Below are 25697 nucleotides of genomic sequence, written 5' to 3'. Positions count from 1 at the left end.
TTGGCAGCAGGGGCTACTGGGGCGGATAGCGTGGGAAAAATGGCTAAATTGCAGCATGGATGCACTCAATTTACCTCCTTTTGATTACAAAGTTACGAAATCAGGTGCTAATTACATGATTTTCGATATACTTCGTCGCAAAAACGTGGTGTTGACGCCGGAGGAGTGGGTGCGCCAGCATTTCGTGCATTACCTCATCCATTCGCTGGGCTACCCTAAAAGCCTGATCAGCATTGAGCGCGGTACCACATACAACAAGCTGCAGAAGCGCACGGACCTTTGTGTTTACAACCAGGAGGGAAAGCCGCACCTGCTGCTCGAGTGCAAAGCCGCCCATGTTCCTATTACGCAGGAAGTGGTGAAGCAGGTATCCACCTACAACCAAACGATACAGGCAAAATATGTCGTCATCTCCAATGGCCTGCAGCACTACTGCTGGCAGGTCGATTTCGAGACCCGGAAGTTTGAGCCGCTGGCCCAGGTGCCAAGATATGATTTAGAATGAGTGATTGAGTGAATGAGTGAATAGGGCTACTGAAGTGCTCTGCCCTCGCTCGCCTCTGGCGAGTGTGCGTCATGAGATGACCTCTGGCCACTTTATACCTTTATAAAGTATAAATGAAGAAAGGCTCTATCTGAAGTCACCAGGGATGGCAAGTGGAGGTAAAATCTACCCCGAATTTTAAAGAGTTTCCTCCCGCTGATCGGAAAATGAAAAAGACATTCACTCATCCACTCAATCACTCATTCAAAATTCAAATTATTCACTCCTTCCAGAAGTATAGCCTGTTGCCCACCATGCCATTCCTGAAATACTGCACCTGCGCCTTTAGCAGCTGCGCGGACTGCGGGGCAGGGGAGGCCGTGGGAGCGAGATCGGGGAAAGTATAAAACCGGAGCGCATCCTGCTGGTTCAGCTCGGTTACCACCTCTGGATCTACCAGCAGGTTAGCCGTACCGTTGAAAAGTATGGCGCGCCCCGAAGTTGTGGTATCTAAGAGTGATTGCCCGAATGGCAGCAGTTTGTCGGTTGGCAGGTTCAGGTAATCGATCACCGTGGCCTGGATATCGGCGTGCTGGGCTACTTTAGCAGGATTTATACTTTTAAGCCCCTTACCCGGATGGAACAGCAGCAGCGGCACCCGGAAATGGCCCAGCTCATTCTGATAGGCGGGGTTTATACTTTTCTGGGTGTGGTCGGCGGTAAGGATGAACAGCGTGTTTTCGTACCAGGGCTGCTGCGAAGCCGTTTTAAAGAACTGCCGCAGCGCGTGGTCCGCATAGCCAATCGACTCGTGTATCTCCAGCTCCCCCTTCGGAAATCGGCCTTTATACTTGTCGGGGATGGTGTAGGGCTGATGTGAGCTCAGCGTGAAAAGCGTGGCCATAAACGGCTGCTCAAATTCCGTCAGCTCCCTCGAAACATATTGTAAGTATGGCTCGTCAAAAATGCCCCACTGCCCGTCGAAATCCTGCTTGCGCAGCTCCCCCGGGTACTCATCCAGTCCATAGTATGCCTGCACCCCCACGCGGGCGGCAAAATTGTTGAAGCCCATCGAGCCGTTAGCCGCCCCATGGAACATCGCCGTTTGGTAGCCGGCCTCCTGCAGCAGCGTACCCAACCCGTAGAGCTTGTTGGCCTGGTAAGGGGAGGTGATAAAGGGCTCCGGCATGAGGGAAGGAACCCCGGCAAGTATGGAGGGCAGCGACTCGATGGATTTGCGCCCGTTGGCGAAGGCATACCGGAACATGACCCCCTCATTTGCTAGCGAGTCCAGGAACGGGGTATAGCCCTGGCCCTTGTTCAGCGCCCCCACATACTCTGCGGCGAAGCTTTCCAGTATGATGATCACCACATTCTCTTTCAGCGGCGCCCCTTCCGGCCGGGCATACTTTTGCGGATCGAACTGCAGTGCCGCCAGCAGTTCCTCGTCTGTTTGAAAGTATTGTTTCTCCTCGAGCGTGGTTTTGCCGATCCCTTTAATAAAGGTGAAGGGGCTGTTGAGGGTGAGGTGGCCCAGCGCGGCCGGCTCCTGTATAAACGCATGGCTCGGGCGCAGCGGCTTCAGTTGCAGGCCTCCCCGGATGCCCAGCACCACAAACCCGGCCACTAGCACCAGGCGCAAACTGCGCAGCCATACCTTGGGTGCCGTCTCCGGCAGGGCAGGGGCTTTGGGGAAAGCTTTGGCCAAACCGATTACCAAAAGTATAAACCCTAGCGCCAGGTACCAGTAATAGCCCAGCAACTGCACCAACTGGCTGGCAATATCGCCGGTGATGGAGAGTAATTCGTTGCTGGTGCGGCGCCCGATAAATTTAAAGAACTCCACATCCACAATGGCCAGGGCGATAAACGGGGCGTTGCCAAGTATAAACACCCACTCGAGCACGCGCTGGTAAGTGGGGTGCAGCGTGTTTCCTATAGGCAGCAGCGAGAGCAGGATGAACAGGCCGTTCACGGCAAGTATGGCCGCCAGGTCGAAGCGCAGGCCGTGCACAAAGGCAAACAGCAGCTCCCCCGCGCCGGCCTCGGCAAACTCAGAGTAGTTGAACACGAAGAAAAGCAGACGCAGCAGCGTGTAGAGCACCAGCAGCAGGCCCAGGCGGCGCAGCATCAGTTTAAAAGCTGTATCGAACATCTCAGTTCTCTAAATAGAAAAGTATAATGCTGCCTCAGGCTGTATTATCAGCGGCAGCAGTAAGGCAAAAATAAGGGCGCCTTTCTGACAATGTCAAAAAGGCGCCCCACTTTATACTATTGTCTGTGGTTACAGGACCTCTTCAACCGGGGTATACGGCAGGTTAAACGCCTCTGCCACACCACGGTACACCACTTTGCCATTCACAACGTTGAGGCCTTTTTTCAGCTCCTCGCTGTCGGCGCAGGCTTTTTTCCAGCCCTTGTTCGCTATCTGAATAGCGTACGGCAATGTCGCGTTGTTTAGCGCAAGTGTGGAAGTATAAGGTACGGCGCCCGGCATGTTGGCCACGCAGTAGTGCACCACATCATCTATGATGAAAGTCGGGTTCTCGTGCGTAGTTGGTTTGGCTGTCTCGATGCAACCGCCCTGGTCAACGGCAACGTCTACCAGCACAGTGCCCGGACGCATTTCCTTCAGCATTTCCCGCTTGATCAGGTGTGGCGCCTTGGCACCAGGTATCAGCACGGCGCCGATGATCAGGTCGTGCGTTGGCAGCAGTTCGCGGATGTTATATTCATTCGACATGAAGGTGTTCACGTTGGCAGGCATGATGTCGTCCAGGTAACGCAGCCTGGCCAGGTTGGTATCTAGTATCGTTACGTCGGCGCCCATACCGGCAGCCATTTTAGCAGCGTTCGTGCCTACCACGCCACCACCCAGGATCAGCACCTTGGCAGGACGCACACCCGGTACGCCACCCAAAAGTATACCGCGGCCTTTCATGGGCTTCTCCAGGTACTTGGCACCTTCCTGAATCGACATGCGGCCGGCAACCTCCGACATAGGGATCAGCAGGGGCAGGCTTCTGTCGGCGCGCTCCACGGTCTCGTAGGCAAGGCAAACGGCGTTGCGCTCAATCATGGCGCGCGTCAGCGGCTCATGCGAGGCAAAGTGGAAATAGGTGAAGAGTAACTGGTTGTCCTTGATCAGGTTATACTCAGACTCGATCGGCTCTTTAACTTTGATGATCATCTCAGCGATGGCGTATACTTCCTCTATCGTGGGGAGGATCGTGGCGCCGGCCTTCGTATAATCTTCGTCGGAGAACCCGCTGCCTTCTCCGGCTGTGGCCTGTACATAAACTGTATGGCCATTGCGCACCAATTCGTTCACACCTGCAGGAATCGTTCCCACGCGGTTTTCATTATTCTTGATCTCCTTAGGAACACCAATTATCATGTCGCGATCAGATTAAAATTAACAAGTTTTTAGTTTAGCTGCGCAAAGATACCATTAGTTTACAGAAATAAAATAGTTCTGCACCCATGCAGCGTAAAGGATTGATTCATAGTGCGTAAAAGTATAAAAAGGGTGCAATGGCGGTAACCTTCGAACCGTAATATGGACAGGTATAAAATGAAAAAGGGCAGTGATAAAATCACTGCCATTAGTACAAAATAAAACTATGAAAAAAACTATCTGAAAGGTGTCGGCTGTGCGCCTTCCCTTAACATATCTTTGGATGCCTTGCCCTCTACTACTTTTGCCTTCAGCGTCAGCCTGAGGTTGGGCATAATCAAATCATTCGAAAGAACGGTTACTACCTCGTTTTGCTCCCCTAACATTGCCGCATTATACCTTAGTTCCAAAGTTGCTACCTCGCCGGGTTTTATTTCCGATTTGGAGGTGCGGTATATAACGCAGTTGCAAGCACTTTTCACTCCCTGTATCACAAGTGGCTGGCGGCCAGTGTTTCGGATCAGGAATCTGGCTATAGCTTTTTGTCCTTTTTCAAGTTTTCCGAAGCTGTAGCTGGTGCTTCCGATTGCCAAACGCGGCGAAAGTGCCTTTCGTTCCGGCGTAAGCTCAGAAATTAAATCTTTCGGTCCAACCTCTCCTTTAATGTACAAAACATGTTGCGGCTGCACGGAGTTGTTAGAGTACACCGTGATGCTTTTATGAAACGGGCCAGGCCGGCCCGCTGAGTTATAAACAGCTGTAATCGTGCCAGTATCGCCGGGCATGATCGGTTTTTTTGTCCAGGTGGGGGTGGTGCAGCCGCAGGAGGCCTGCACACTCGGTAAAACCACCGGCTCGTTTCCCTCGTTTCTGACTTTAAAAACGTGTGTGGCCTGCGTGCCTTCCGCTATGATGCCAAAGTCATGGGTTTCGGTATCAAAAACCAGTTTTCCCTGTGCCTTAGCGGTATAGCACGCAAATATAAAACACAACAGCGTTAATAGAAATAGTTTACTTCTCATAAAACAAGGCAACCAGGAAATTGCACTCAAATTCGGTTAATTTTCGTGCAAAACAAATTTACAGATTACTTTTTTCAAACATAGGATCTCACCCGCCTGGCGGCCTGCCCCCGGCACCGCTAAATTTGATTTTAGGGGAATCTTACGTACTTTTGATAAGAAAAAACGCAATTGGTTTAATCGAGACGACATGCAAACTGCTGAAGCATCTATAACTCAGAGATTAACTTCCGAAGAAATACTACATGACTACCGCATTGCCTGGGAGAGCCGCCAAGCCAGCCTTACAGGGCGCAAGGAAGTGTTCATGGGGAAGGCCAAGTTCGGTATTTTCGGGGATGGCAAAGAGGTGGCACAGCTGGCCATGGCAAAGTTCTTTCGCAACGGCGATTTTCGCTCCGGCTATTACCGCGACCAGACCTTCATGTTTGCCGTCGGGGAGCTGACGCTGCAGCAATACTTTGCACAACTGTATGCCCATACCGATGTGGAGGCTGAGCCATCAACCGCCGGCCGCGCCATGAACGGCCACTTTGGCACCCGCTCCCTGAACGAGGACGGCCAATGGAAGAACCTGATGGAGCAGAAGAACTCCAGCGCCGATATTTCCCCGACTGCCGCCCAGATGCCGCGCCTGTTGGGTTTGGCCTATGCCTCTAAACTGTACCGACAGAACCCGGCCCTGCAAAGTATGAGCGACTTTTCAGTGAACGGAAACGAGGTGGCTTTCGGAACGATCGGCAACGCCTCCACCTCCGAGGGCATGTTCTTCGAGGCCATTAACGCGGCAGGAGTGCTGCAGGTGCCCATGCTGGTATCCGTCTGGGATGATGCATACGGTATCTCGGTTCCTGCCGAATACCAGACCACCAAAGGCAGTATTTCCGAAATTCTGGCCGGCTTCCAGCGCAACGCCGAAGGGGAGCAGGGCTACGAGATATTTAAAGTAAAAGGCTGGGATTACGCCGCCCTTTGCGATACATACGAGGCAGCCGTGCGCGTGTGCCGCGAACAGCATGTGCCAGTGCTGGTGCACGTGGAGGAGCTGACACAGCCGCAGGGCCATTCCACCTCAGGTTCGCATGAGCGCTATAAATCAAAGGAGCGCCTGGAGTGGGAGGCGGAGTACGACTGCCTGAAGAAGATGCGCGAGTGGATCCTGGAAAGCGAGATTGCCTCCGTGGAGCAGTTAGAGCAGCTGGAGGCAGAGGCAAAAGACGCCGTAAAGGTGGCCCGCAGCAATGCCTGGAATGACTTTGCCGAAGACATTAAGGTGGACCATGAGGAGGCGCTGCGCCTGCTGGATGGCCTGGCTGAGGCTAGTGAGCATATTACGGAGATTGCCACCATTACCGAGGAGTTGCGCAAAACTCTGAACCCGATCCGCAGTGACGCAGTTAGAGCCGTCCGCAAAGCCCTTCGCTACGTGCGCGACGAGCATAACATGGCTAAACGTGAGTTGGTGGGCTGGCTGGAGCAGACGCTGGGCGAGAACGCCGACCGCTATAACTCATACTTATACAGCCAGTCTGAAGAGGCGGCGCTGTTGGTGGAGGAGGTAAAGCCGGAGTTCGATGAGAGCTCGCCGGTGGTGGATGGCCGCGAGGTGCTGCAGGCCTGCTTCGATGCCATACTTTCCCGCGACCCGCGCGTGTTCGCCATTGGCGAGGACGTAGGCTTTATCGGCGACGTGAACCAGGCCTTTGCCGGCCTGCAGGAGAAGCACGGCGAGTTGCGCGTTACCGACACCGGCATCCGGGAGTGTACCATCATCGGGCAGGGGATAGGCGCTGCCCTGCGTGGCCTGCGCCCCATCACAGAGATTCAGTACCTCGATTACCTGCTGTATGCCATTCAAATCCTGTCGGATGACGTGGCCTGCTTACAGTACCGCACCAAGGGCGGCCAGAAGGCACCACTGATCGTGCGGACACGTGGCCACCGCCTGGAGGGCATCTGGCATTCCGGCTCACCGATTGGCATGATCCTAAACAGCATCCGGGGGATGCACGTGCTGGTGCCGCGCAACATGACACAGGCCGCCGGTTTCTATAATACGTTGCTTAAGTCTGATGAGCCTGCGTTGGTGATCGAGTGCCTGAATGGCTACCGCCTGAAGGAGCGCATTCCGAACAACATCGGTGAGTTTACCGTGCCGCTTGGCAAGCCGGAGGTCCTGAAGGAGGGCGCGGATATCACCATTGTTACCTATGGCTCTATGTGCCGCATCGTGATGGAGGCTGCCCGCCAGCTGGAGGAATTTGGTATCTCGGCCGAGGTAATTGACGTGCAGTCCCTGCTGCCCTTCGACGTGGACCACGTGGTCACCGACTCCATTCGCAAGACAAACCGCGTACTGTTTACCGATGAGGACGTGCCGGGCGGCGCATCCGCTTACATGATGCAGCAGGTGGTGGACGAGCAGGGTGCCTGGAGATGGCTGGATTCCAAGCCGCAGTGCCTGTCGGCGCAGGCGCACCGCCCGCCGTACGGCTCAGACGGAGACTACTTCTCTAAGCCGAACACAGAAGATGTATTCGAAGCGGTTTACGAGATCCTGCACGAGGCAGACCCGAAAGCATTTCCAAGTATTTACTAAGTTTAAAGTATAGCTATAAAAGAACGTCCCCGGTAGCCGCGGCTACCGGGGACGTTCTTTTATACTTATAGCGGACACTAACGTTAAGTATAAGCGTAGTGCGGGTTTCGGAGCGATTCACTGTCCGTCCAACACAAAGTTTTTTAGAAGCAGAAAAACTCAATTTTGCTGTTTAGCCCGCATTACGCCTAGATAGTGTTAGCGGCTGGCTATTCATTTTCCGATAATTTTTCAAATATTGCTGGCATAGATTCCTCATCTATCGCTTCCATATCTAGCAGCTTTAAAGACTTTACCATTTTTAGGGTAGTGGTCTTGTAATGCTTGAAGTGTGGTGTCTCTAAATGAGAATCATAAGCCTCTTTGTCTTTGTATATTTCCAGAATCCTAATCTGGGTCGGATTTTCTTTCTGATACATCGGGTAGATTGAAATTACCCCTGGCTCTAATCTTACAGAAGCCTCTGATTCTTCTTTAAGTATTGAAATATACTCTTCAAGGTCTGCTGAATCTATTTCTATTTCAGAAATTCTTATTATCATCTCATCAGCATTGAAGGATTTTTCATTTTCTGCTCGTTGCGTACAAGAACTCACAAAGATTAATAAAAGGAAAAACAGTGATGCTTTATTTACTGACTTCATAGTCGATTACTTTACAATTCTTTTAAGCGTAAAAGGCTCCCCCGGTGCCAAAAGGACAATCCTTTCCGGATTATCAACCAACTTTCTCAATTCCTCAGGGTCTGCGTTAAATGGTGGAAAATCAGGGGCATCTACAGAACCCCAATGATGTAATAAAAGAGGTGTATTTGGATAGGCATTTGCCAATTTTACAGCACCTTCTAATGTAAAATGCCATTCGCTATCTGAAAAATCGAAAAGGATGGCATCGGGTGTTGGCATTTTTAGGTGTTCGGGCATCAGTCTTGAATCTCCCGTAGCCCAGATATTTCCGTCAGGTGTTTCAATCCAAAATCCCGCGCAATCTTCTTGTTTCCAATATCGACCTTCGTTCATTTCAGGACTGGCGTTTTGCCAAGCATGGTCGGCAGGAGTTAAGGTAACCTTGAGTCCGCCAATATTAAATGAATCTCCGATATTATGACCAAAGGAGGGCAAACCCTGATTTTTCATTAATGAATCAACATAAATGGTTGAATGGAATTCCCTGGTTACAGATTTCAAATCGGCACATGTCGGTCTACTGTAATGGTCATTATCACTATGGGTTATTAAAACAGCATCCAAACCGGGGACTTCATTGGCTTTAATGGGAAACTCAATCATTATTGGCATATCAAATCCTCCGAGCAAAGGGTCTATCATAAGTGTTGTACCTCTGCTATTAACTAAAAATCCTGCCATCCCTAACCACCTTAGCGTTGTGCTGTCTGATTCTTCAAATGCTTCTGTTCCAAAATATTGAGTAGGAGGTGCTTTGGCTTGATACTTTTCTTCCACCTCCGGTTGATTACCTTCGATCTTTTCCTTCTTTGCTTGTTGACAGGAAGAAGTCAGCAAGATAACCGCAAGTGTTAAAAGTATTTTATTCATAAAATCACTCTTTTCATAGTTTGGCGTATTGGTTCTCTTGTTGGCTCAGCTTGCCGCGAACGTCTCGTATAAACAGTGTACAAGGCCGTCGGCCGAAGTATGGTATTTATACCTTGTTGGACAAGGTTTTTCTATTTCATCATTATTGACACAACCCAAAAGACAACCAAGCCAGCAGGTATCAACGATAGAATCAATTTTGTTGAGTGTTTGATACTTTTGTCTGACGAGTCCCACCCTACAGATTCTTCTTGCAATGTTTTTACTGCAAGAAAAGACGCCAATGCTGCAACAACAAACAATATACTGAAGACAACTAATTCTTCTGTGCTTGTTATATTGTCTTTACTCGAATTGAAAACACCGTTTACAATAGCCGTAAGATGCCACAGAACTATAGGTATCAAACAGATTAATCCTACAAGGGAACCTATCTTTGGTTTATACAAAGTCAACCATGGACAGAATGCAAATAGAAGCAAAGCACCTAATATCGCAAATACAGGTAAGTAGCTAGCAAAGCCTGCTGAGAATCCAAGGTACAACAGCAATAAGTAGAGATTCAGAACTCCACTAACCAGAAACAGAATGTATTTTTTCATTATAAATTACGTGCAACTGCTGGCTAAACGAAAACATACGCTTACCTGCACTATGTACGTAGTAATGTGATTACTGCCCCTGGTACAGGACCACATCATCGGTATACACCACGTTGCTTTGGTTGAGGGCGCGATCGTAGATGTATACTTCAAAGCGCACAGTGTCGCGGAAGGGATAGCTTTCTGTGGTGAAGCTGGTGATGGTGTAGCGGATCTCGCCCTCCAGGGCCTCAGACTTTTCGTCGCTGGAGAGCCTCGGAAAGCGGCCATTGAAGTTGACGAAGCTTGGCTGGTAGGTATTGCCGCGCTTCACCTGCATGTTCACGATAAAGTTGTCGAAATACTGGGAGCCAGGCTCAAAGGGAGGCTCAAAGTCCGGGCCGGTCTGGGAACCGCCTTCGCCCCGGCTCAGTCCCAGGTCTCCGTCTCCATCCTGGTAGTCCACGGCAATCACCAGCGAATCAAAAACGATCCGGTTCTTGGTAAAAGTATACTGTTCCACCCTATCAAACGTAATGGCAGGTATGTCGCTGTAGTTCGGCTCTTCGCGGCAACTGCCCAGGGCAATTACCAGCACCAGCAGCAGGGGGCTATACTTTAGCATGTATTTCATGTGGAGTATCAGAAAATGAAGCTAAATTTACTAAATCAAACGCAGGAAATATAGCAATTGTTGTATTCAATGGATTTTAAAACCCAGCACGCCAGCCTACTGTGTCAGCAGGAGCCTTTCGACTTTGATTCTACGGCTTTGGCGCTGTTCCGTTTCCAGGCGCAGCACAACCCCATCTACAAAAATTACCTGCAAAACCTGCACGTGAACCCAGCGGAGGTAAAGGTGCTGGAGCAAATTCCCTTTCTGCCGATCGAGTTCTTTAAAGAGCAGCAGGTGGTAACCGGTGAATTTAAGCCTGAGGTCATTTTCTACAGCAGCGGCACCACCAGGCAAGCACGCAGCCGCCACCTCGTTTCCAGCCTCAGCCTGTACCACCAGGTGTCGGAGCGTATTTTCGAGCATTTCTACGGACCGCTGCAGGAGTACGTGGTGCTGGCGCTCTTGCCCTCTTACCTGGAGCAGGGCGGCTCGTCGCTGGTAGCCATGGTGGCTCATTTTGTGAAGCGAACCGGCCAGCAGGAGGAAGGCTTTTACCTGCGCAACCACGGCCAGCTGCTCCAGGCGCTGCGGCAGGCCAGGGGCCGGGGCAAGAAAGTGTTGCTGATCGGGGTGTCTTACGCGCTGCTGGATTTAGGCGAGGAGCTACGGGGGCAGGAGGACTTTGCCGGCGTAACCGTGATGGAGACCGGCGGCATGAAAGGGCGCCGCCGGGAGATGATCCGCGAGGAGCTGCACGCGCAGCTGAAGCAGGGGCTCGGCGTACCGGCCATTCACTCCGAGTACGGCATGACGGAGCTCCTCTCGCAGGGATACTCCCAGGGGGAAGGCATTTTCCGGCCCGGCTATACCATGCGCATCCTGCTCCGCGACCTAAACGACCCTTTCGACATGAGCAACAGCGCCCGTAGCAGCGGCGGTATCAACGTCATCGACCTTGCTAACGTGGATTCCTGTGCCTTTATCGAGACCAAGGACATCGGCCGCCTGCACCCGGACGGCAGCTTCGAGGTGCTGGGCCGTTTCGATAACTCAGACATCCGGGGTTGTAACCTGCTGGTAAGCTAGCATCCGCAATGTATAAACTGCGTTAACGAACCTATGGGATACCTTGCCTTTATACTTTTTGTAGCCGCCATTGGCTTTGTGTTTTACCGCTGGGCCACCCGGCAAAAGCGCCGCCGCAGGCAGGTGCTAGTTTCGGATTTTCCGGTGGCGTGGCGCAAGATCCTGCAGGACCGTGTAGGCTTTTATCATACTTTGAAAACCGAGGAGGAAAGGCAGCGCTTCGAGAAATTGGTGTAACTGTTCCTGTCCGAAAAGCGCATCACGGGCATTGATGTGGCGATTGATGACCTGACTAAGGTGCTCGTTGCTTCCAGCGCCATCATACCCATCTTCGGCTTTCGCGATTGGGAGTACCGTAACCTGGGTGAGGTGCTGGTGTTTCCGGGAAGTATAAAAAAGTATAAAGACGAGAAAAGCGAGGCTGTGAGCGAGGTGCTCGGGCGCGTGAACCCGTTTCAGAACGACCACTACGTTACGCTCTCCAAGCCTGCCCTGGAACAGGGCTTTAATGACATGGCCGACCGCAAGAACGTGGGCATACACGAGTTCGCCCATATGCTGGACCAGGCCGACGGGGAGATAGACGGAACGCCCGCCGCTTACATGCCGGCAGAACTGGTGCAGCCGTGGCAGGAGCTGATGTACCGCAAGATTCAGAAGATCCGGCAGGGCAAATCAGAGATTGACAGCTACGGCGCCACCAGCGAGGCCGAGTTCTTCGCCGTAGTGACCGAGTACTTTTTTGAGAAGCCCGAGCAACTGGCCGAAAATCATCCAAAACTATACGAGCTGCTCACCGAGGTATTCGCCCAGAACCCCAGGCGTCGCTTCCGGCTGAATTTCAGGGAGCTGCTAAACCCCTACGGCAAGCGCTTGGGCCGCAATGAAGCCTGCCCCTGTGGCAGCGGCAAAAAGTATAAGCAATGCTGTATGCTGAAACGGAAGTAGTTGAAGAGGATTGACGATGCAGGTCTTTATACTTTTATCGTGTCATGGCGTCAGGGCTGTGACTCGATAGGCTTGGGAAGTTATACTTTATGCTTGTGTTATACTTGCTGATTTATACTTCCCTGGCCGCTGCTTCCTACTTTTGACACAAGCATCCTTGCTAGCTTCCGCTGATCCTCTAGTTCCCACAAACCTACAGTTGCATTTATACTTTGGTGCTCTCAAGCCCGAGAGGGCTCGTCCTTTGGCATCGCGCTGTGTTCCCTCCTGCGCCAGGGCGCTGCCACTAACGTGGCACCGGATCTCACAAGGCGCTCAACCCAAGGACTGGGAACAGATTCGATAGCTGCTGCTTTTGCCATGCAACAAGTATAGACTGTCCCCTGGAGGACAAGTGAGAACGAGAGTTCGAAACTTGCGACCTTAGGTCAATAGGGGTGTTTATACTTTGACTATGAGACTCATACTTTAGACCTAGCAGTAACAGATTCCCCTCCTTGGATAAGGAGGGGTAGGGGTGGTTAGATTCGATACTGCAGAGCTCCCTCCCCTGTTTTTAGGGGAGGGCTGGGGTGGGGTGAAAACCCGCTCCCTGGAGGAGCGGGTTCATGCTTCGTAGGGACAGGTTGCAACCTGTCCGCAGCTTTCGCGATGCCGCAAGTATAAGTATAGGTATAAGTGGTTTTATGCTTTATCTCCTTCACCAAATTGCCTTTTGCTAAAATTCCTAATCAAGATACCCCGCAGCAGCGCTGGCTCTTTTTGGCTCCCGCCTCAAGAGTGTTAGGAAGAACAGGGAAAGTAGTAAGTATAAAAAAGCCCCGGTAAGATTATACCGGGGCCTCTTCAGCTTTTCATTCTCTTTGTTTTGCGCTACGCAACCACAGGCCTGGCATAGGCCCTGGCGTCCTCGGCCGTAATCTCCGGGCCGCTCATGATCACGAGGCGCTCCACCACGTTGCGCAGTTCGCGCACGTTGCCGCGCCAGTCCAGCCCCTGTAGGTACTCCAGCGCCTCGGGTGTGATGTCTTTGGGCTTGTTGCCGTAGTCGTTGGCAATGTCGTTCAGGAACTTCTGCACCAGGTCCGGAATGTCCTCCCGGCGTTCGTTCAGCGGCGGCACATGAATAAGTATAACGCCTAGGCGGTGGTAGAGGTCCTCGCGGAAGTTCCTATGCTCTATCTCCTCCAGCAGGTTCTTGTTCGTGGCCGCTACCACGCGCACATCCACCTGTATGTCCTTGTCGCCGCCCACACGCGTAATCTTGTGCTCCTGCAGCGCGCGCAGTACCTTCGCCTGCGCCGACAGGCTCATGTCGCCCACCTCATCCAGGAACAGGGTGCCGCCGTCGGCCTGCTCAAACTTGCCGATGCGCTGCTTCACTGCTGAGGTGAACGAGCCTTTCTCGTGGCCGAACAGCTCACTCTCGATCAACTCGCTTGGGATGGCGGCGCAGTTCACCTCCACCAGCGGGCCGCCGGAGCGGTTGCTGTGCTCATGCAGGGCGCGGGCCACCAGCTCCTTACCCGACCCGTTCGGGCCGGTGATCAGCACGCGGGCATCAGTCGGGGCCACTTTCTCAATGGCTTGCTTCACGCGGCTCAGGGCAGGGGAGGTGCCTACCATCTCGTAGGTCTTGGAGATCTTCTTTTTCAGGATCTTCGTCTCCGTCACCAGGTTCGATTTATCCAGGGCGTTGCGCACCGTTACGAGCAGGCGGTTCAGGTCCGGTGGCTTCTGCAGGAAATCGTAAGCGCCTTTTTTGGTGGCTTCCACGGCGGTATCGATGGTGCCGTGGGCGGATATCATGATGAATGGTGTATCGGGTGTGATTTCCATTGCTTTCTCCAACACCTCGATGCCATCCATGCCAGGCATTTTAATGTCGCAGAGCACCACGTCATACCTGGATTTGCCGAGCAGCTGCAGGCCTCGCTCGCCGTCCTCGGCTTCATCCACGTTATAGTTCTCGAACTCCAGGATCTCCTTCAGGGTGCTTCGGATGGCCCTCTCGTCGTCGATGATCAGAATCTTGGGCATAGTTTTATATTGATTATCTCGTTAAGTATAGCCAATTCACGGCCGCTTGTCAAGGCGGCTGCTGCACTTTTACGCTGTTAGCGCCTAACTTGGTGAGCTGTTGCGCATTTTTATTACGGGCCAGTAGCTGCGGCAGGGCCATACTGCTGCGTCGCTCCAGCAACGTATCATGTAGGACTCACGCCTTTGCGGCTTTCAGGCCAGCGCCCAGCACCAGCGTATCCTCCAACATGCCTAGTACAGGGTCTGCGATTTCAGTCTTGTCACTCAGGAACTTGCGCAGGTAGAAGCTGGCATAAGTGGCTGCCACGGCAGCGGACGCACCAGCGAGCGCCCCTTTGGTCATACTTTTGTAGCTGCCTGCAAAAATCGCTGCTCCCACCACCGCCCCGGAACCCGCCCGCATCAGCAGGGAAGGTAAAATGATACGGTCGGGCGCCACGGGTAATTTATCGCCTAGCAGCTCTGTGGCGGCCAGCCCGGTTAGCGCGTAAGCTACATACTTATTTTGCAGGAACGCAAGCGGGGTGCCGGACAACCCGCCCTGAGGATTTTCCTGCAGAGCGCTGCTCAGTAGCGCCGGGGCTGCCAGGCTCCTCATGCCCGCCAGGGCACCCATGGCCAGTGCTTTATATAGTTCTGTTTTCATGCGGTGGTTTTTTTGTTTCCCTACATGTACGGGGCTTCGAGGGTGCAGGCTGTTTTGCGGCACGCGGTATTGGGATTTTAGAAGCAGTCATCCACCCCTTGTACAAAGAGAGACTGTCCCGGGCCATGCTCCGGTCGTATCATAAATTTTAAACAGGCCCAGGGTAAACACAGTTTGATGTAAATGGCGTATAGGTATAGCTATAACGGAAGGAAAATGAATTATTCGTCCCAGTCTACATGAAAAATACTTAATTTCGCTACTCGTTATACACACGTGGTTCATTCACGTCTCATTCTGAATCAGAACTTTTAATGGGATTAAAAGATAATAAGGTAGATACGGAAAGAAAGCGGAGGTATTTTGTGTCGCGCAGGGTAGACCGGATCTTCCTGGAGCTTTACAAGGTCTATGCTTTCCATGTCCGCTTTTTTAAAGAAGTCTTTGTGCCGCCTTACGAGTTGAAGGAAGTGGTGCGGCAGTGTTATGAGGTGGGGGTAAGGTCGCTACCGCTCATCTCGCTCACAGGCTTCATCATCGGCATCGTGTTTACCAACCAGTCGCGGCCCTCGCTGTCGGAGTTCGGGGCCACCTCGTGGCTGCCCTCACTGGTATCCATCGCCATTGTGCGGGCGCTGGCGCCCCTGGTTACCGCCATTATTGCCGCCGGCCGGGTGGGCTCAGCCATTGGGGCAGAGCTTGGGTCGATGCGCGTAACCGAGCAGATCGATGCCATGGAGGTGTCGGCCACTAACCCGTTTAACTTCCTGGTGGTCACGCGCGTGCTGGCTACCACGCTCATGGTGCCGGCCCTGATGATCTACACTGTTTTTGTATCCCTGATGGGGGCCTACCTCAACGTAAACCAGAACGAGCTGACCAGCTTTACCACCTATATGACACAGGTGTTCGAGGCTATCACCTTCCTGGATATCTTCTCCTCCATTATTAAAACGTTCATCTTCGGGTTCACGATAGGCATGGTGGGCTGCTACAAAGGGTACTACTCTTCCAAGGGAACGGAGGGAGTGGGCAAGGCGGCTAACTCGTCGGTGGTAACGGCTATGTTCCTGGTTTTTATCGAAGAACTGTTGTCCCTGCAGATCATCAACCTGTTCAGGGCTATGTAAGCAGGAAGTATGAAGAAGATCAATCCAAACATAAATTACGAGAACAAAGTAATCGAGATCAAGGGGCTGAAAAAGGCTTTCGATGACTTTGAGGTGCTGAAGGGCGTGGACCTGAACCTGTACCAGGGCGAGAACCTGGTGGTGCTGGGGCGCTCGGGCACCGGTAAGTCAGTGCTGATCAAGATCATTTCTGGGCTCCTCGACCCAGACGAGGGGATGGTGAGGGTTTTGGGCCAGGAAGTGAACAAACTGAAGCCCAAACAGCTGGACCAGTTGCGCCTCAAGGTTGGCTTCTCGTTCCAGAACAGTGCCCTGTACGACAGTATGACGGTGTATGAGAACCTGGAGTTTCCGCTCATCCGCCATGCAAAAGATATGAGCAAGGGCGAGCGCGACAGGCGGATACACTTTATACTGGACGGCGTGGGACTGTTGCAGGCCATCAACCAGATGCCATCAGAGCTTTCCGGCGGACAGCGCAAGCGCATCGGCATTGCGCGCACACTTATACTTAAGCCGGAAATAATGCTTTACGACGAGCCAACGGCCGGCCTGGACCCCATTACCTGCATCGAGATCAACGCGCTGATCAACGACGTGCAGGAGCGGTTCAATACCTCGGCCATCATCATTACCCACGACCTGACCTGTGCCCGCTCCGTAGGCGACCGCATGGTGATGCTGCTGGAAGGACAGTTCCAGCGACAGGGTACATTCGAGGAGGTGTTTAACACGGATGATGAGCGGGTTAAGATGTTTTACGATTACAACTTTGTATACTAACGTATGAATTCGGCAGAAAATAAGCGTTCCATTATGGTCGGGATCTTTGTCCTGATAGCCATCGTTATTTTTGTGATAGGTATTCTGACCCTGGGTGGCCAGCAGAAGAAATTTATCGAGAGTATTACGGTGAGTACTGTTTTTAGTGATGTGGAGGGCCTGAAGGTGGGCAACAACGTCTGGTTCTCGGGCGTCAAGATCGGCACGGTAAAGGATATCAGGCTGCATGGCGAGTCGCAGGTGCAGGTGCTGATGAACCTGGAGCAGTCGGCGCAGCAGTACATTCGCCAAAACTCAAAGGCACGCATCAGCTCCGAAAGCCTCATCGGCAACAAGATCATAGAGATCTTTGGCGGCACACCGGCCACAGGGCAGGTGCAGGACGGCGATGTGCTGGCATCCGAGGCGAACCTGAACACCGACGACATCATGAAAACGCTGCAGGAGAACAACAAGAACCTGTCAAACATTACCAGCAATTTCAGTGTGATAAGCGATAAACTGGTGCGGGGCGAGGGAACCGTTGGCACGCTGCTCAACGACTCCACGTTGGCAAAAGACTTTAAGAGCATGGTGGCCAGCCTGGAAACCACATCCCAGAACGCGGCGCGCGCCTCCCGCGACCTGAGCCGCTTTACCAGCAAGCTGAACACAAAGGGTAGCCTGGCGGATAACCTGCTGACGGACACCACCGTTTTTAGCAGCCTGGAGAGCTCGATGGCGGAGCTGGAAAAGGCCACGCAGTCGGCCACGCAGATGGCGCAGAACCTGGAGCAGGCCAGCAGCAAGTTTAACAACGAGAACAATGCCGTGGGCGTGCTGCTGAACGACCCTGACTTTGCGGGCCAGCTGCAGCGCACCATGCAAAACCTGGAGACCAGCAGCGAGAAGCTGGACGCGAATATGGAGGCCTTGCAGAGTAACTTCCTGCTCAGAGGCTATTTCCGGAAGAAGGATAAAGAGCAGCGGGAAGCCGCCGAGGAGGCCCAGGAGAAGCAACCGGAACAAGAGCAACAGCAACCGGTGCAACAGCCGGTTAAAGAAGAGAAATAACACGTATAAAAGCCGGCATTTGCCGGCTTTTATACTTTAATACCAGTACAAGCATAACACTCTCTAACTCCCAAACTCTCTAACTTCCCATGTCTCCCTACGAAGCTCAGGCCCTATATGAACTGCGGCGGTGGCAGCACGAGATGCTGCGCGACCCAGGTATGTTTAACGCGCTTGCCCGCAGGGCGCAGGTCAAGCTCAACAGCTTTATACCGGAGAAGGTGCACAAGGCCATTACCTCGGCGATGAAACAGATGATCCAGGGGGTGCTGTTTGGTGCCGGGTACATTTCACAGAAGCCCTTGGAGCAGGTGCCGCTGGAAGTGCGGGAGGGGCAGGTGCGGGGGCAGATAAAATACTACCAACAGGCGGCAGCGGCTGAGGGCGGTGTGACGGGGGCAGGTGGTATTCTGCTCGGACTGGTGGATTTCCCGTTGTTGCTGGGCCTTAAGCTCAAGCTGCTCTATGACATTGCCGCCCTGTATGGGTATGATATAAAGGACTACCGTGAACGGGTATACCTGCTGCACATCTTCGAGTTGGCTTTTAGCTCACAGGAGCATCGCCGCAATGTATACCTGCACCTGGCCGACTGGGAATCGCAGAAACTGCTGCTGCCCGAGGACATCAATGCCTTTGACTGGCGCAGCCTGCAGCAGGAGTACCGCGACTACATCGACCTGGCTAAGATGGCCCAGCTGATTCCCATCATCGGCGCGCCGATCGGTGCGGTGGTAAACTACCGCCTCATTACAAAGCTTGGAGAGACGGCCATCAACGCTTATCGCCTGCGCTTGAAGGAGCAGGGGCTGCTGCAGGCCTAAAGGCAAGTATAAAAGTAATAGGGCCGGCAACGTATGCCGGCCCTATTACTTTTATACTTGCATTACTTGTTACCGCACATAGAGTTTAAACAGGAGCAGGCCACGGTCGGTGTGCAGGTGTAACAGGTAGATACCGGCCTGGGTTTTAGGCAACTGCACCAATAGCGTATCCGGGCGCGGCGCTGTTAAGCGTTGCTCCAGCACCAGTTGGCCCAGGCTGCTGTAAACCTGCAGTTGCTTTAGGTCGAAATCGGCGCGGTGCAAGTCTAGTTTAAAGCTGCCATTGCTTGGGTTAGGGGAGATGATGATAGACTCGGCCAGTGAAAGGTCCTCTACCACAAAATCAGCGGTGCTGTTGGCTTTCCCGCCGAATCCTGTTATCTCTACCTTGCCCGTGGTGGCCCCACGTGGTACCTGTACCTTATACTTGTCACCGGAGGCCTCCAGCACTAACGCCTCCTGCCCGTTAAAGGCGATCTTGTCCTGCAGTCCCATGATACCGAAGTGCTGGCCGCTGATCTCCACCACTGTGCCCACACTTCCCTGCGCCGGCTGCATAGCCGTGAATCTTGGCCCCGGAATTACCTGAAACTTGCCAATTGCTGAGCCGCCTGGTGTCTCCACGATGAGTATGTCAGATTCAGCCTGCTCCGGCACCTGCACCAGCAGGTGTTGCGGGCTTGCCTCCAGTACCTGGGCCTGCACTAACCCAAGAAGCACGTTGATCCGAGCCTTATCCGCAGTAAAATTCTCGCCCCTGATGGTGAAGGTGCTCCCCACGATACCGCTTTCTTTACTCAGGCTGCTGATGACCGGGTTATACCAGACGGTATAGGCGGAGGCGCTCTCCACCTCACCTCCTTTGGTTCGGATCGCGAAAGTGCCCGTCTCGGCTCCGGCAGGCACCTTTACCGCCACCAGGTTGCCATCGTGGTGAACAATCTCGCAGTCGAGGTTGCCAAGGGTTACCGCCTCTATAAGCTCCGGTTGCAGGAGTAGCCCGTGCAGGTTTACGATATTGCCTACCATCCCCTCAGCCGGGCTGAAGGAGTTGAGCACCGGCGGCTGGTATATCTCAAAGCTCTCTGTGGCCGTAACCCCACCATCCGGAGTAATGATTTTCAGGGCACCCGTAGCCGCGCCTTCCGGCACCAGCACGCGCAGCTCGGAGTAGGTCGCGCTAACCACGGTGGCGGCCGTCCCGTTCAGGTATACTTTGTTGTCGGCCGCGATGCCTGCAAATCGATTTCCTGTAATGGTTACTTCCGTGCCATACTTGCCGGCCGCCGGTTCAAACGCTGTGATGGCCGGTGTGGCCAGCACGTCCTCCAGGTTCACCCGCACCGCCTCGTCCACCACCGGGGGCATGTCATAGATGCGGTTGAGGGTGACGTTGGTGCGGACAGGGGAGTTGAAGTCGAAGAAAATGTCAGCGAAATTCTCCACGGCGGTCTTCTCGGGCAGGCCTGCCTTGGGTTTGATGCTGAACTGGATGTAGCCATGGCTGCCCGGCTCGTTGGCGTTGCTGTCGGGCAGCATGATGTTATCGAAGGTCCAGGTGAGAACTGGCCGGCCCTTGCCGCTCACTTCCAAACGGTGGGTATGCGAGGCAGCCCCAACCTCCAGTGTGCTTAGGTCCAGGTGCTCGGAGAGCGTGTCCACTACCACCACGCGGTAAGCCACATCGGTCCCCGTGTTCTGAAAGCGGATCTTATACTTAAGCGCTGTGTTGGTAGGCGTATAGTTTTCCTCTGTCCTTCCCACCGGCGTCACCAGCTTGTCGTTCGGATCAAAGGAGTCCGTAATCAGCACGCACTCCTCCGACACCTCAGCCTCCTCGTCATCTGTCGGCATCAGGTTTACAAAGCCAGAGCTGAAAGTCGTGTCCGCAGAAGCGGCGGTACAGGCCTCCATCGTCACGCTGGCTAGGGTATTGTCGCCGTTGCCTTCCGGCTGGTCCGCCTCCAGCCGCCAGGTATAGCCCATGGAAGGCACCCAGAGCACCATGCTGTCGCCGGCCGCGAGGCGGAACTGCTCCTTGGAGGCCAGCCTGCCATCCCTAAACTTACGGAACAGCTCGTGTTGCTCCATGTCGGCGGTGCCGGAGTTCCTGATCACGAAACGAATCCTGCCCGACTCTGCATCGCAGCGGCCCGTGATGGAAACCGTCGGTGTCGGCTGAACAGGCGCGTTATTCGATGGCGTGATCCAGGCGCGGGTGCAGACGGTGCGGCCGCGCACCGCTTCGTTTCCGCAGGTTACGATGTCTGTGATGGTGATCGTGCCTTGTTGCCCGGCTGCCAGGTCGCCTACGACGAACTCATACGTCCCGTCGGAAAGGCGATTATAGGTCCTGTCTGCAGAGAGCAGTTCTACTTCCTTTGGCAACTGCACATATACCTTGGCATCGGGTGCCGTGGCAAAACCGGAGTTCACGTAGCGGACGGTGGTGGTACTCTCGAAGCAGCGCCGGCGGCGGTCGGAGGAGACGCTGACGGAGAGGTAAGGGGAGAGGGTGACCTGGTTGCCAAGGTGAAGTGTCTGGTTTCGCCCAAGCGAAGAAAAGGTTATTTGTATGGCTTCGGCTTGGCAGGCAATGATTTTCTTAGTGGCCTCGTTTGCAGGCAGGATTTCCTTTACTTGATAGGTTCCGGAGCCAACGGGTAGCGAATAGTTGCCGTTTTTGTCGGAAAACGAATAGTAAGGACCAGGAGTGGCTTCGACTAAAATCCCGGGAAGCGGGCTGTCGTTCTCATCAAAAATGCAGTTGTTGTTCCTGTCGTTAAATACTACGCCGGTTATATTATTTGTTTCAGGCAAGGTAATCGGCTCGTTGTTGGTAAAACTCGCTACTGTATTGTTTGGGCTTAAAACGATGATGCGGGATCCCGATTTGTTTACCGAAAAAGAATTCTGGAGAATGTGGAAGATATAGGAGTAGTTCCTTGAACTAGCCACCAGGGCTTTTGTGTGAGCATCATACTTGTAAATGTGTCCCCAGTTGGAAAGATACATGTTGTTTTGCCCGTCAAAATCCATATCATAGGCTGTAAATCCGTCCGGGTAAGCGTTTGGTGGAAGAAAGTCCCCCAGAAACTCGCCATTTAGGGTAAACTTTTTAGATTTCCGGACAAGTAAAATGTAAAGCGCCCCTTCTTTGTCTATACTGAATTTAAGTCGGCTGTTAAATACGCCTTCCTTAAAATTAATAGGAGCTCCGGTTTCATTGTTGATATATGATTGCCTTTTTATAAGTCTCCCCTCAGCGCTATACTGGTACAGATAAATGTCATCAGAAACATAGACATTACCCTGAGGGTCCAGTTTAAGGTATATGGGATTGGCTAAGGTTGTCGGGCTCGCTGTGCCTGTACTGGAAGCAGGTGCAAACCTGGAGATGAACACACCGTTTGGCGTAAACTTTTGAACGCTGCCTGCCGGATCTTTCGAAAGTACATACAGGTTACCTGCCTGGTCCAGCTCCATACTTGTTATCTGGCTTGTAAACTTTCCGTTGTCCGTGCCCTTGCCTCCGAACGCGAACAATAAGTTTCCTTCCGTGTCATACTTCTGGATGATACCATTGCTGAACGCAACATAGTAATTCCCCACCTGGTCTGACTTGACGGCATAAGGGTACAGTTTATCGGCGCTTCTACTCTCAAAATTGCCGAAGTCCAACAGGAATTCGCCTTCCGGAGAAAATTTTTGAATACGGCTATCATTATCCCTGTCGGCTACATATATGTTTCCTTCGTTGTCAAGCGTCAGACTCATTCTGGAGCCGGTAAACTGACCGTTCCCGGTTCCTTCTGACCCAAAGTTCATGTGCCAATACCCCGTAGTGTCAAACTTAATAACCTGATGAGAATAACGCTCGGTTATATAGACATACCCGTCCGCATCTAAGGCGATGTCATCAGGGTAAATTGCCCAGCCACTACCGAAATACGTGAGGAGTTTCCCTGATTTATCAAATATCTGAATGCGGGCATTATGGGGGTCGGAAACGTACAGATTCTCTTCCCTATCGAGGGCAAGGCTGTTAGGCATGTTGAATTGCCCGGGCAGTTCCCCGAAACTCCCGATCACGGAAAGCAGATTTCCCTTCTGGTCAAATTTCTGGATACGATGGTTTTCGGTGTCCGCTACGATGATGGTGCCGTCTTTAGTTACGACCAAGGAATACGGATCATTTAGTTGCCCAGGTAAGCTGCCTTCTTCTCCAAAGCTGAGCAGTATCTCGTTGTCAGGGCTAATCTTATGGATGCGGCTGCCAAAGCTGATCGTGTACATATTTCCCTCGCTGTCCAGGCTGGTTGCCTTGTGCGAGTTAGAGTCATGGTACCGGCCAGTGAGATGGTACTCGTCCAGCATGGTGCCGGAGAGGTTGAAAACGCGCGTGCTGTAATCATCGGCCAGGTATAATTTATTGTCTGGGCCAACGGTAATATCATAGGGAAAGGAAACGGTGTTTCCGATCACGTAACCGAGCTTGTAATCCTGCGCAAGGGCAGCAGAAACAGAAATACACAGAAAAGTAAGCGAAAGTAAAGCTGTTCTCATAGGCTAAAAGTGAACGGTGGTCAATAAAGTATAGGTGGTTCAGTAACAGGGCCTAAAGGTATACATTTTGACTTAAATATATATCTTTTCAGGAGGTGGTACAGCCGCAAATTATACTTGCAGGAGTTGGTGAACGACAGGCAGCAAAAACGGCGGCCTTTATACTTCAAGGCAAAGTATAAAGGCCGCCGCCAACGAATAGATGCTGCGTTTTACCGGTTATCCTCTGCGTACCACTCGGCGAAGGAGTTTTGCGTTTCCCAGAGCTTGAGGTGGTGCAACTGCACGTAGTCGGGCATGTGGCGCTGCAGGCGGTGCTGAAAATCGATGAGCATGTTCTCGCAGGTGGGCTGGTAGGGCGTGTGTACCAGTTTGTGTTCATACTTGCGCAGCCGCTCGAGCAAGTCCTCCGGGGTGCCCTGCGGCAGCACCAGCGCATGGTCGAAGGGCTGCACGATGTGCTCCTGCACCAGTTGCTTCAGGTCGCCAAAGTCCATCACCATGCCGTTTTTATGGTGTTCCTCCTCCACCAGCGGCGTGCCGATAACGGTTACCTCCAGCTTGTAGGAGTGGCCGTGGATGCGGCGGCAGGGGCCGTCGTAGTTGAGCAGGGCATGCGCCGTCTCGAATGTGAAAAGCCTGGTAAGCCTGATCTTGGTCATCAAAGTATAAAGTATGGGTATTGCATATTTTACGTGCAAGGTAGCGGGGCGGTGGGAAGTATAAAATGACGCAGGTCATTATAGGACAGGGGCAAAAGAAAAAGGCTGGCCCCTCGGAGCCAGCCTTTCGCTGTACGTATACTTTGAAGGGATTAACGCTTCTCCACCGGAACGTAGTCGCGTTTGGTCTCGCCGGTGTAGATCTGGCGCGGACGGCCGATAGGCTCCTTGTTCTCGCGCATCTCTTTCCACTGCGCGATCCAGCCTGGCAGGCGACCCAGGGCGAACATCACCGTGAACATGTCTGTCGGGATGCCGATGGCGCGGTAAATGATGCCGGAGTAGAAGTCCACGTTCGGGTACAGCTTGCGCTCCACGAAGTAGGAATCGTTCAGGGCAGCCTCTTCCAACTCCTTGGCAATGTCCAGGATCGGATCGTTGATGCCCAGGGCAGTCAGCACCTCATCCGTCGCTTTCTTAATGATACGGGCGCGCGGGTCGAAATTCTTGTACACGCGGTGTCCGAAGCCCATCAGGCGGAACGGATCGTCTTTGTCCTTTGCCTTGGCGATGAACTTCTTAGAGTCGCCACCGTCCGCCTTGATCTGCTCCAGCATCTCGATTACGGCCTGGTTGGCACCGCCGTGCAGCGGGCCCCACAGCGCGCCGATACCGGCAGACACGGAGGAGTAGAGGCTGGCGTTGGCCGAACCCACCAGGCGCACGGTGGAGGTAGAGCAGTTCTGCTCGTGGTCGGCATGCAGGATCAGCAGTTTGTTCAGCGCATCCACCACCACCGGGTTCAGCTCATACTCCTCGGTAGGGTAGGCGAACATCATGTGCAGGAAGTTGGAGCAGTAATCCAGCTTGTTCTTAGGGTAGTTTACCGGGTGCCCGATGGAGTTTTTGTAAGACCAGGCGGCTATCGTCGGCATTTTCGCCATCAGGCGGATGATCGACAGGTCCACCTCGTCCTTGGACTGGTTCGGGTTAAGCGACTCCGGGTAGAAGGCCGTGAGCGAGCTGATCAGGGCCGAAAGAATGCCCATCGGGTGCGCCGCGGAAGGGAAACCGTCCAGGATCTTGCGCATGTCCTCGTTCACCAGCGTGTGCAGTCTTATCTTGTTGCTGAAATCGTCCAGCTCCTGTTGTGTCGGCAGCGAGCCGTAGATGAGCAGGTAAGCCACCTCGATAAAGCTCGACTTCTCCGCCAGCTGCTCAATAGGGTAGCCTCTGTAGTGCAGAATGCCCTGCTCCCCGTCCAGGAAAGTGATCTCGCTGGTCGTGGCTCCCGTGTTCTTGTAGCCTGAGTCCAGGGTGACATAGCCCGACTGAGCACGCAGAGAAGAAATGTCTATCGCTTTTTCGTTCTCAGTACCCTCAACAACAGGCATCTGGTAAGATTTACCATCTAAAATTATTTCAGCAAATTCTGACATGTGTATTAGTTTTTTTGCGTAGTTGTGTCTCTTAATGAAGCGAAATTAGGTAAAATAGTTCTAAAAAGAAACGTGCTGCTTGCATAATATCGCAATCCGGCAATGTAGTAGCGAGCCACCTCATCTTACCCACCTCTTAAAGTGAAAATGCCGTAAAATGTTTCACTTTTCCGAAATCATTTATCAGGATGGCAGTGCCGGAGGATGAAACAAAAGGGGTTTATACTTGCACGATGGGTGGGCTCTGAGGCATGCAAGCCTG

Annotated in this window: 21 protein-coding genes; 9 read left to right on the top strand and 12 right to left on the bottom strand. The window is 52.9% G+C overall.

Annotation, left to right across the window (positions count from 1 at the left end; translation table 11 throughout):
- The first annotated feature begins 115 nt into the window (after positions 1-115).
- Complete coding sequence (locus A3841_RS18005; protein ID WP_083610422.1) at positions 116-505, top strand: type I restriction enzyme HsdR N-terminal domain-containing protein; 390 nt, start codon at positions 116-118, stop codon at positions 503-505.
- A 259-nt stretch (positions 506-764) separates the two neighbouring features.
- Here the strand turns inward: A3841_RS18005 and A3841_RS18000 are convergent, their stop codons facing one another.
- The 3 genes from A3841_RS18000 to A3841_RS17990 all read right to left on the bottom strand — a co-directional run bounded on the left by A3841_RS18000 (position 765) and on the right by A3841_RS17990 (position 4903).
- Complete coding sequence (locus A3841_RS18000) at positions 765-2639, bottom strand: LTA synthase family protein (RefSeq protein ID WP_073854507.1); 1875 nt, start codon at positions 2637-2639, stop codon at positions 765-767.
- Between the two features lie 129 nt (positions 2640-2768).
- Positions 2769-3881, bottom strand: a complete 1113-nt coding sequence (gene ald / locus A3841_RS17995) for an alanine dehydrogenase (RefSeq protein WP_073854505.1) — start codon at positions 3879-3881, stop codon at positions 2769-2771.
- A gap of 236 nt (positions 3882-4117) precedes the next feature.
- The gene (locus A3841_RS17990; RefSeq protein ID WP_073854954.1) at positions 4118-4903 is read right to left on the bottom strand and encodes a DUF1573 domain-containing protein; all 786 of its coding nucleotides are present in this window, start codon (positions 4901-4903) and stop codon (positions 4118-4120) included.
- 190 nt (positions 4904-5093) lie between these two features.
- Here A3841_RS17990 and A3841_RS17985 point away from each other — a divergent pair, with 190 nt between their 5' ends.
- Entirely contained in the window at positions 5094-7502 is a 2409-nt protein-coding gene (locus A3841_RS17985; RefSeq protein ID WP_073854503.1) for an alpha-ketoacid dehydrogenase subunit alpha/beta, read from the top strand.
- Positions 7503-7711: 209 nt separating this feature from the next.
- Here A3841_RS17985 and A3841_RS17980 read toward each other — a convergent pair whose 3' ends face one another.
- From A3841_RS17980 to A3841_RS17965, 4 genes are all read right to left on the bottom strand, one after another.
- A complete protein-coding gene (locus A3841_RS17980) occupies positions 7712-8146 on the bottom strand; it encodes a putative quinol monooxygenase (RefSeq protein WP_073854501.1) in 435 nt (144 codons plus the stop codon).
- Positions 8147-8152: 6 nt separating this feature from the next.
- Positions 8153-9058, bottom strand: coding sequence for an MBL fold metallo-hydrolase (locus A3841_RS17975; protein WP_083610421.1), 906 nt, complete (start codon positions 9056-9058; stop codon positions 8153-8155).
- 131 nt (positions 9059-9189) lie between these two features.
- Positions 9190-9660 (bottom strand): hypothetical protein, encoded by a 471-nt coding sequence (locus tag A3841_RS17970; protein WP_073854499.1) that lies wholly within the window; start codon positions 9658-9660, stop codon positions 9190-9192.
- 70 nt (positions 9661-9730) lie between these two features.
- Positions 9731-10273 carry a hypothetical protein gene (locus A3841_RS17965; RefSeq protein ID WP_073854497.1) on the bottom strand — a complete coding sequence of 181 codons (543 nt, stop codon included), beginning with the start codon at positions 10271-10273 and terminating at the stop codon, positions 9731-9733.
- Between the two features lie 69 nt (positions 10274-10342).
- Here A3841_RS17965 and A3841_RS17960 point away from each other — a divergent pair, with 69 nt between their 5' ends.
- From A3841_RS17960 to A3841_RS17955, 3 genes are read left to right on the top strand one after another with little or no spacing between them, the layout of a single operon-like run.
- Positions 10343-11341, top strand: coding sequence for an acyl-CoA synthetase family protein (locus A3841_RS17960; protein WP_073854495.1), 999 nt, complete (start codon positions 10343-10345; stop codon positions 11339-11341).
- 33 nt (positions 11342-11374) lie between these two features.
- Complete coding sequence (locus A3841_RS20660) at positions 11375-11578, top strand: hypothetical protein (protein WP_235861475.1); 204 nt, start codon at positions 11375-11377, stop codon at positions 11576-11578.
- Entirely contained in the window at positions 11579-12289 is a 711-nt protein-coding gene (locus tag A3841_RS17955) for a M90 family metallopeptidase (RefSeq protein ID WP_317042503.1), read from the top strand.
- Between the two features lie 873 nt (positions 12290-13162).
- Here the strand turns inward: A3841_RS17955 and A3841_RS17950 are convergent.
- Together A3841_RS17950 and A3841_RS17945 are read right to left on the bottom strand one after the other, a co-directional pair.
- Positions 13163-14329: a sigma-54-dependent transcriptional regulator gene (locus A3841_RS17950; protein ID WP_073854493.1), complete on the bottom strand. Its 1167-nt coding sequence runs from the start codon at positions 14327-14329 to the stop codon at positions 13163-13165.
- 178 nt (positions 14330-14507) lie between these two features.
- Positions 14508-14978: a DUF4126 family protein gene (locus A3841_RS17945; RefSeq protein WP_073854950.1), complete on the bottom strand. Its 471-nt coding sequence runs from the start codon at positions 14976-14978 to the stop codon at positions 14508-14510.
- A 314-nt stretch (positions 14979-15292) separates the two neighbouring features.
- Between A3841_RS17945 and A3841_RS17940 the strand changes: the two genes are divergently transcribed.
- The 4 genes from A3841_RS17940 to A3841_RS17925 all read left to right on the top strand — a co-directional run bounded on the left by A3841_RS17940 (position 15293) and on the right by A3841_RS17925 (position 18768).
- Positions 15293-16108: an MlaE family ABC transporter permease gene (locus tag A3841_RS17940; RefSeq protein WP_073854491.1), complete on the top strand. Its 816-nt coding sequence runs from the start codon at positions 15293-15295 to the stop codon at positions 16106-16108.
- Positions 16109-16117: 9 nt separating this feature from the next.
- Positions 16118-16891 carry an ABC transporter ATP-binding protein gene (locus A3841_RS17935; protein WP_073854489.1) on the top strand — a complete coding sequence of 258 codons (774 nt, stop codon included), beginning with the start codon at positions 16118-16120 and terminating at the stop codon, positions 16889-16891.
- Positions 16892-16894: 3 nt separating this feature from the next.
- Positions 16895-17944 (top strand): MlaD family protein, encoded by a 1050-nt coding sequence (locus A3841_RS17930; RefSeq protein WP_073854487.1) that lies wholly within the window; start codon positions 16895-16897, stop codon positions 17942-17944.
- Between the two features lie 89 nt (positions 17945-18033).
- Positions 18034-18768 (top strand): EcsC family protein, encoded by a 735-nt coding sequence (locus A3841_RS17925; protein ID WP_073854485.1) that lies wholly within the window; start codon positions 18034-18036, stop codon positions 18766-18768.
- Positions 18769-18837: 69 nt separating this feature from the next.
- On the opposite strand, the gene A3841_RS17920 is transcribed toward A3841_RS17925, so the two are convergent.
- The 3 genes from A3841_RS17920 to A3841_RS17910 all read right to left on the bottom strand — a co-directional run bounded on the left by A3841_RS17920 (position 18838) and on the right by A3841_RS17910 (position 25435).
- Positions 18838-23334 (bottom strand): DUF7619 domain-containing protein, encoded by a 4497-nt coding sequence (locus A3841_RS17920; protein ID WP_073854483.1) that lies wholly within the window; start codon positions 23332-23334, stop codon positions 18838-18840.
- A 212-nt stretch (positions 23335-23546) separates the two neighbouring features.
- On the bottom strand, positions 23547-23996 hold the full coding sequence (locus A3841_RS17915; protein WP_073854481.1) for a 6-pyruvoyl trahydropterin synthase family protein: 450 nt from the start codon (positions 23994-23996) through the stop codon (positions 23547-23549).
- Between the two features lie 152 nt (positions 23997-24148).
- Positions 24149-25435: a citrate synthase gene (locus A3841_RS17910; RefSeq protein WP_073854479.1), complete on the bottom strand. Its 1287-nt coding sequence runs from the start codon at positions 25433-25435 to the stop codon at positions 24149-24151.
- Positions 25436-25697 lie beyond the last annotated feature (262 nt).

Source organism: Pontibacter flavimaris (assembly GCF_001907195.1).
Taxonomy (GTDB): Bacteria; Bacteroidota; Bacteroidia; order Cytophagales; family Hymenobacteraceae; genus Pontibacter; species Pontibacter flavimaris.
This window is presented reverse-complemented; position numbering and strand designations above follow the sequence as displayed.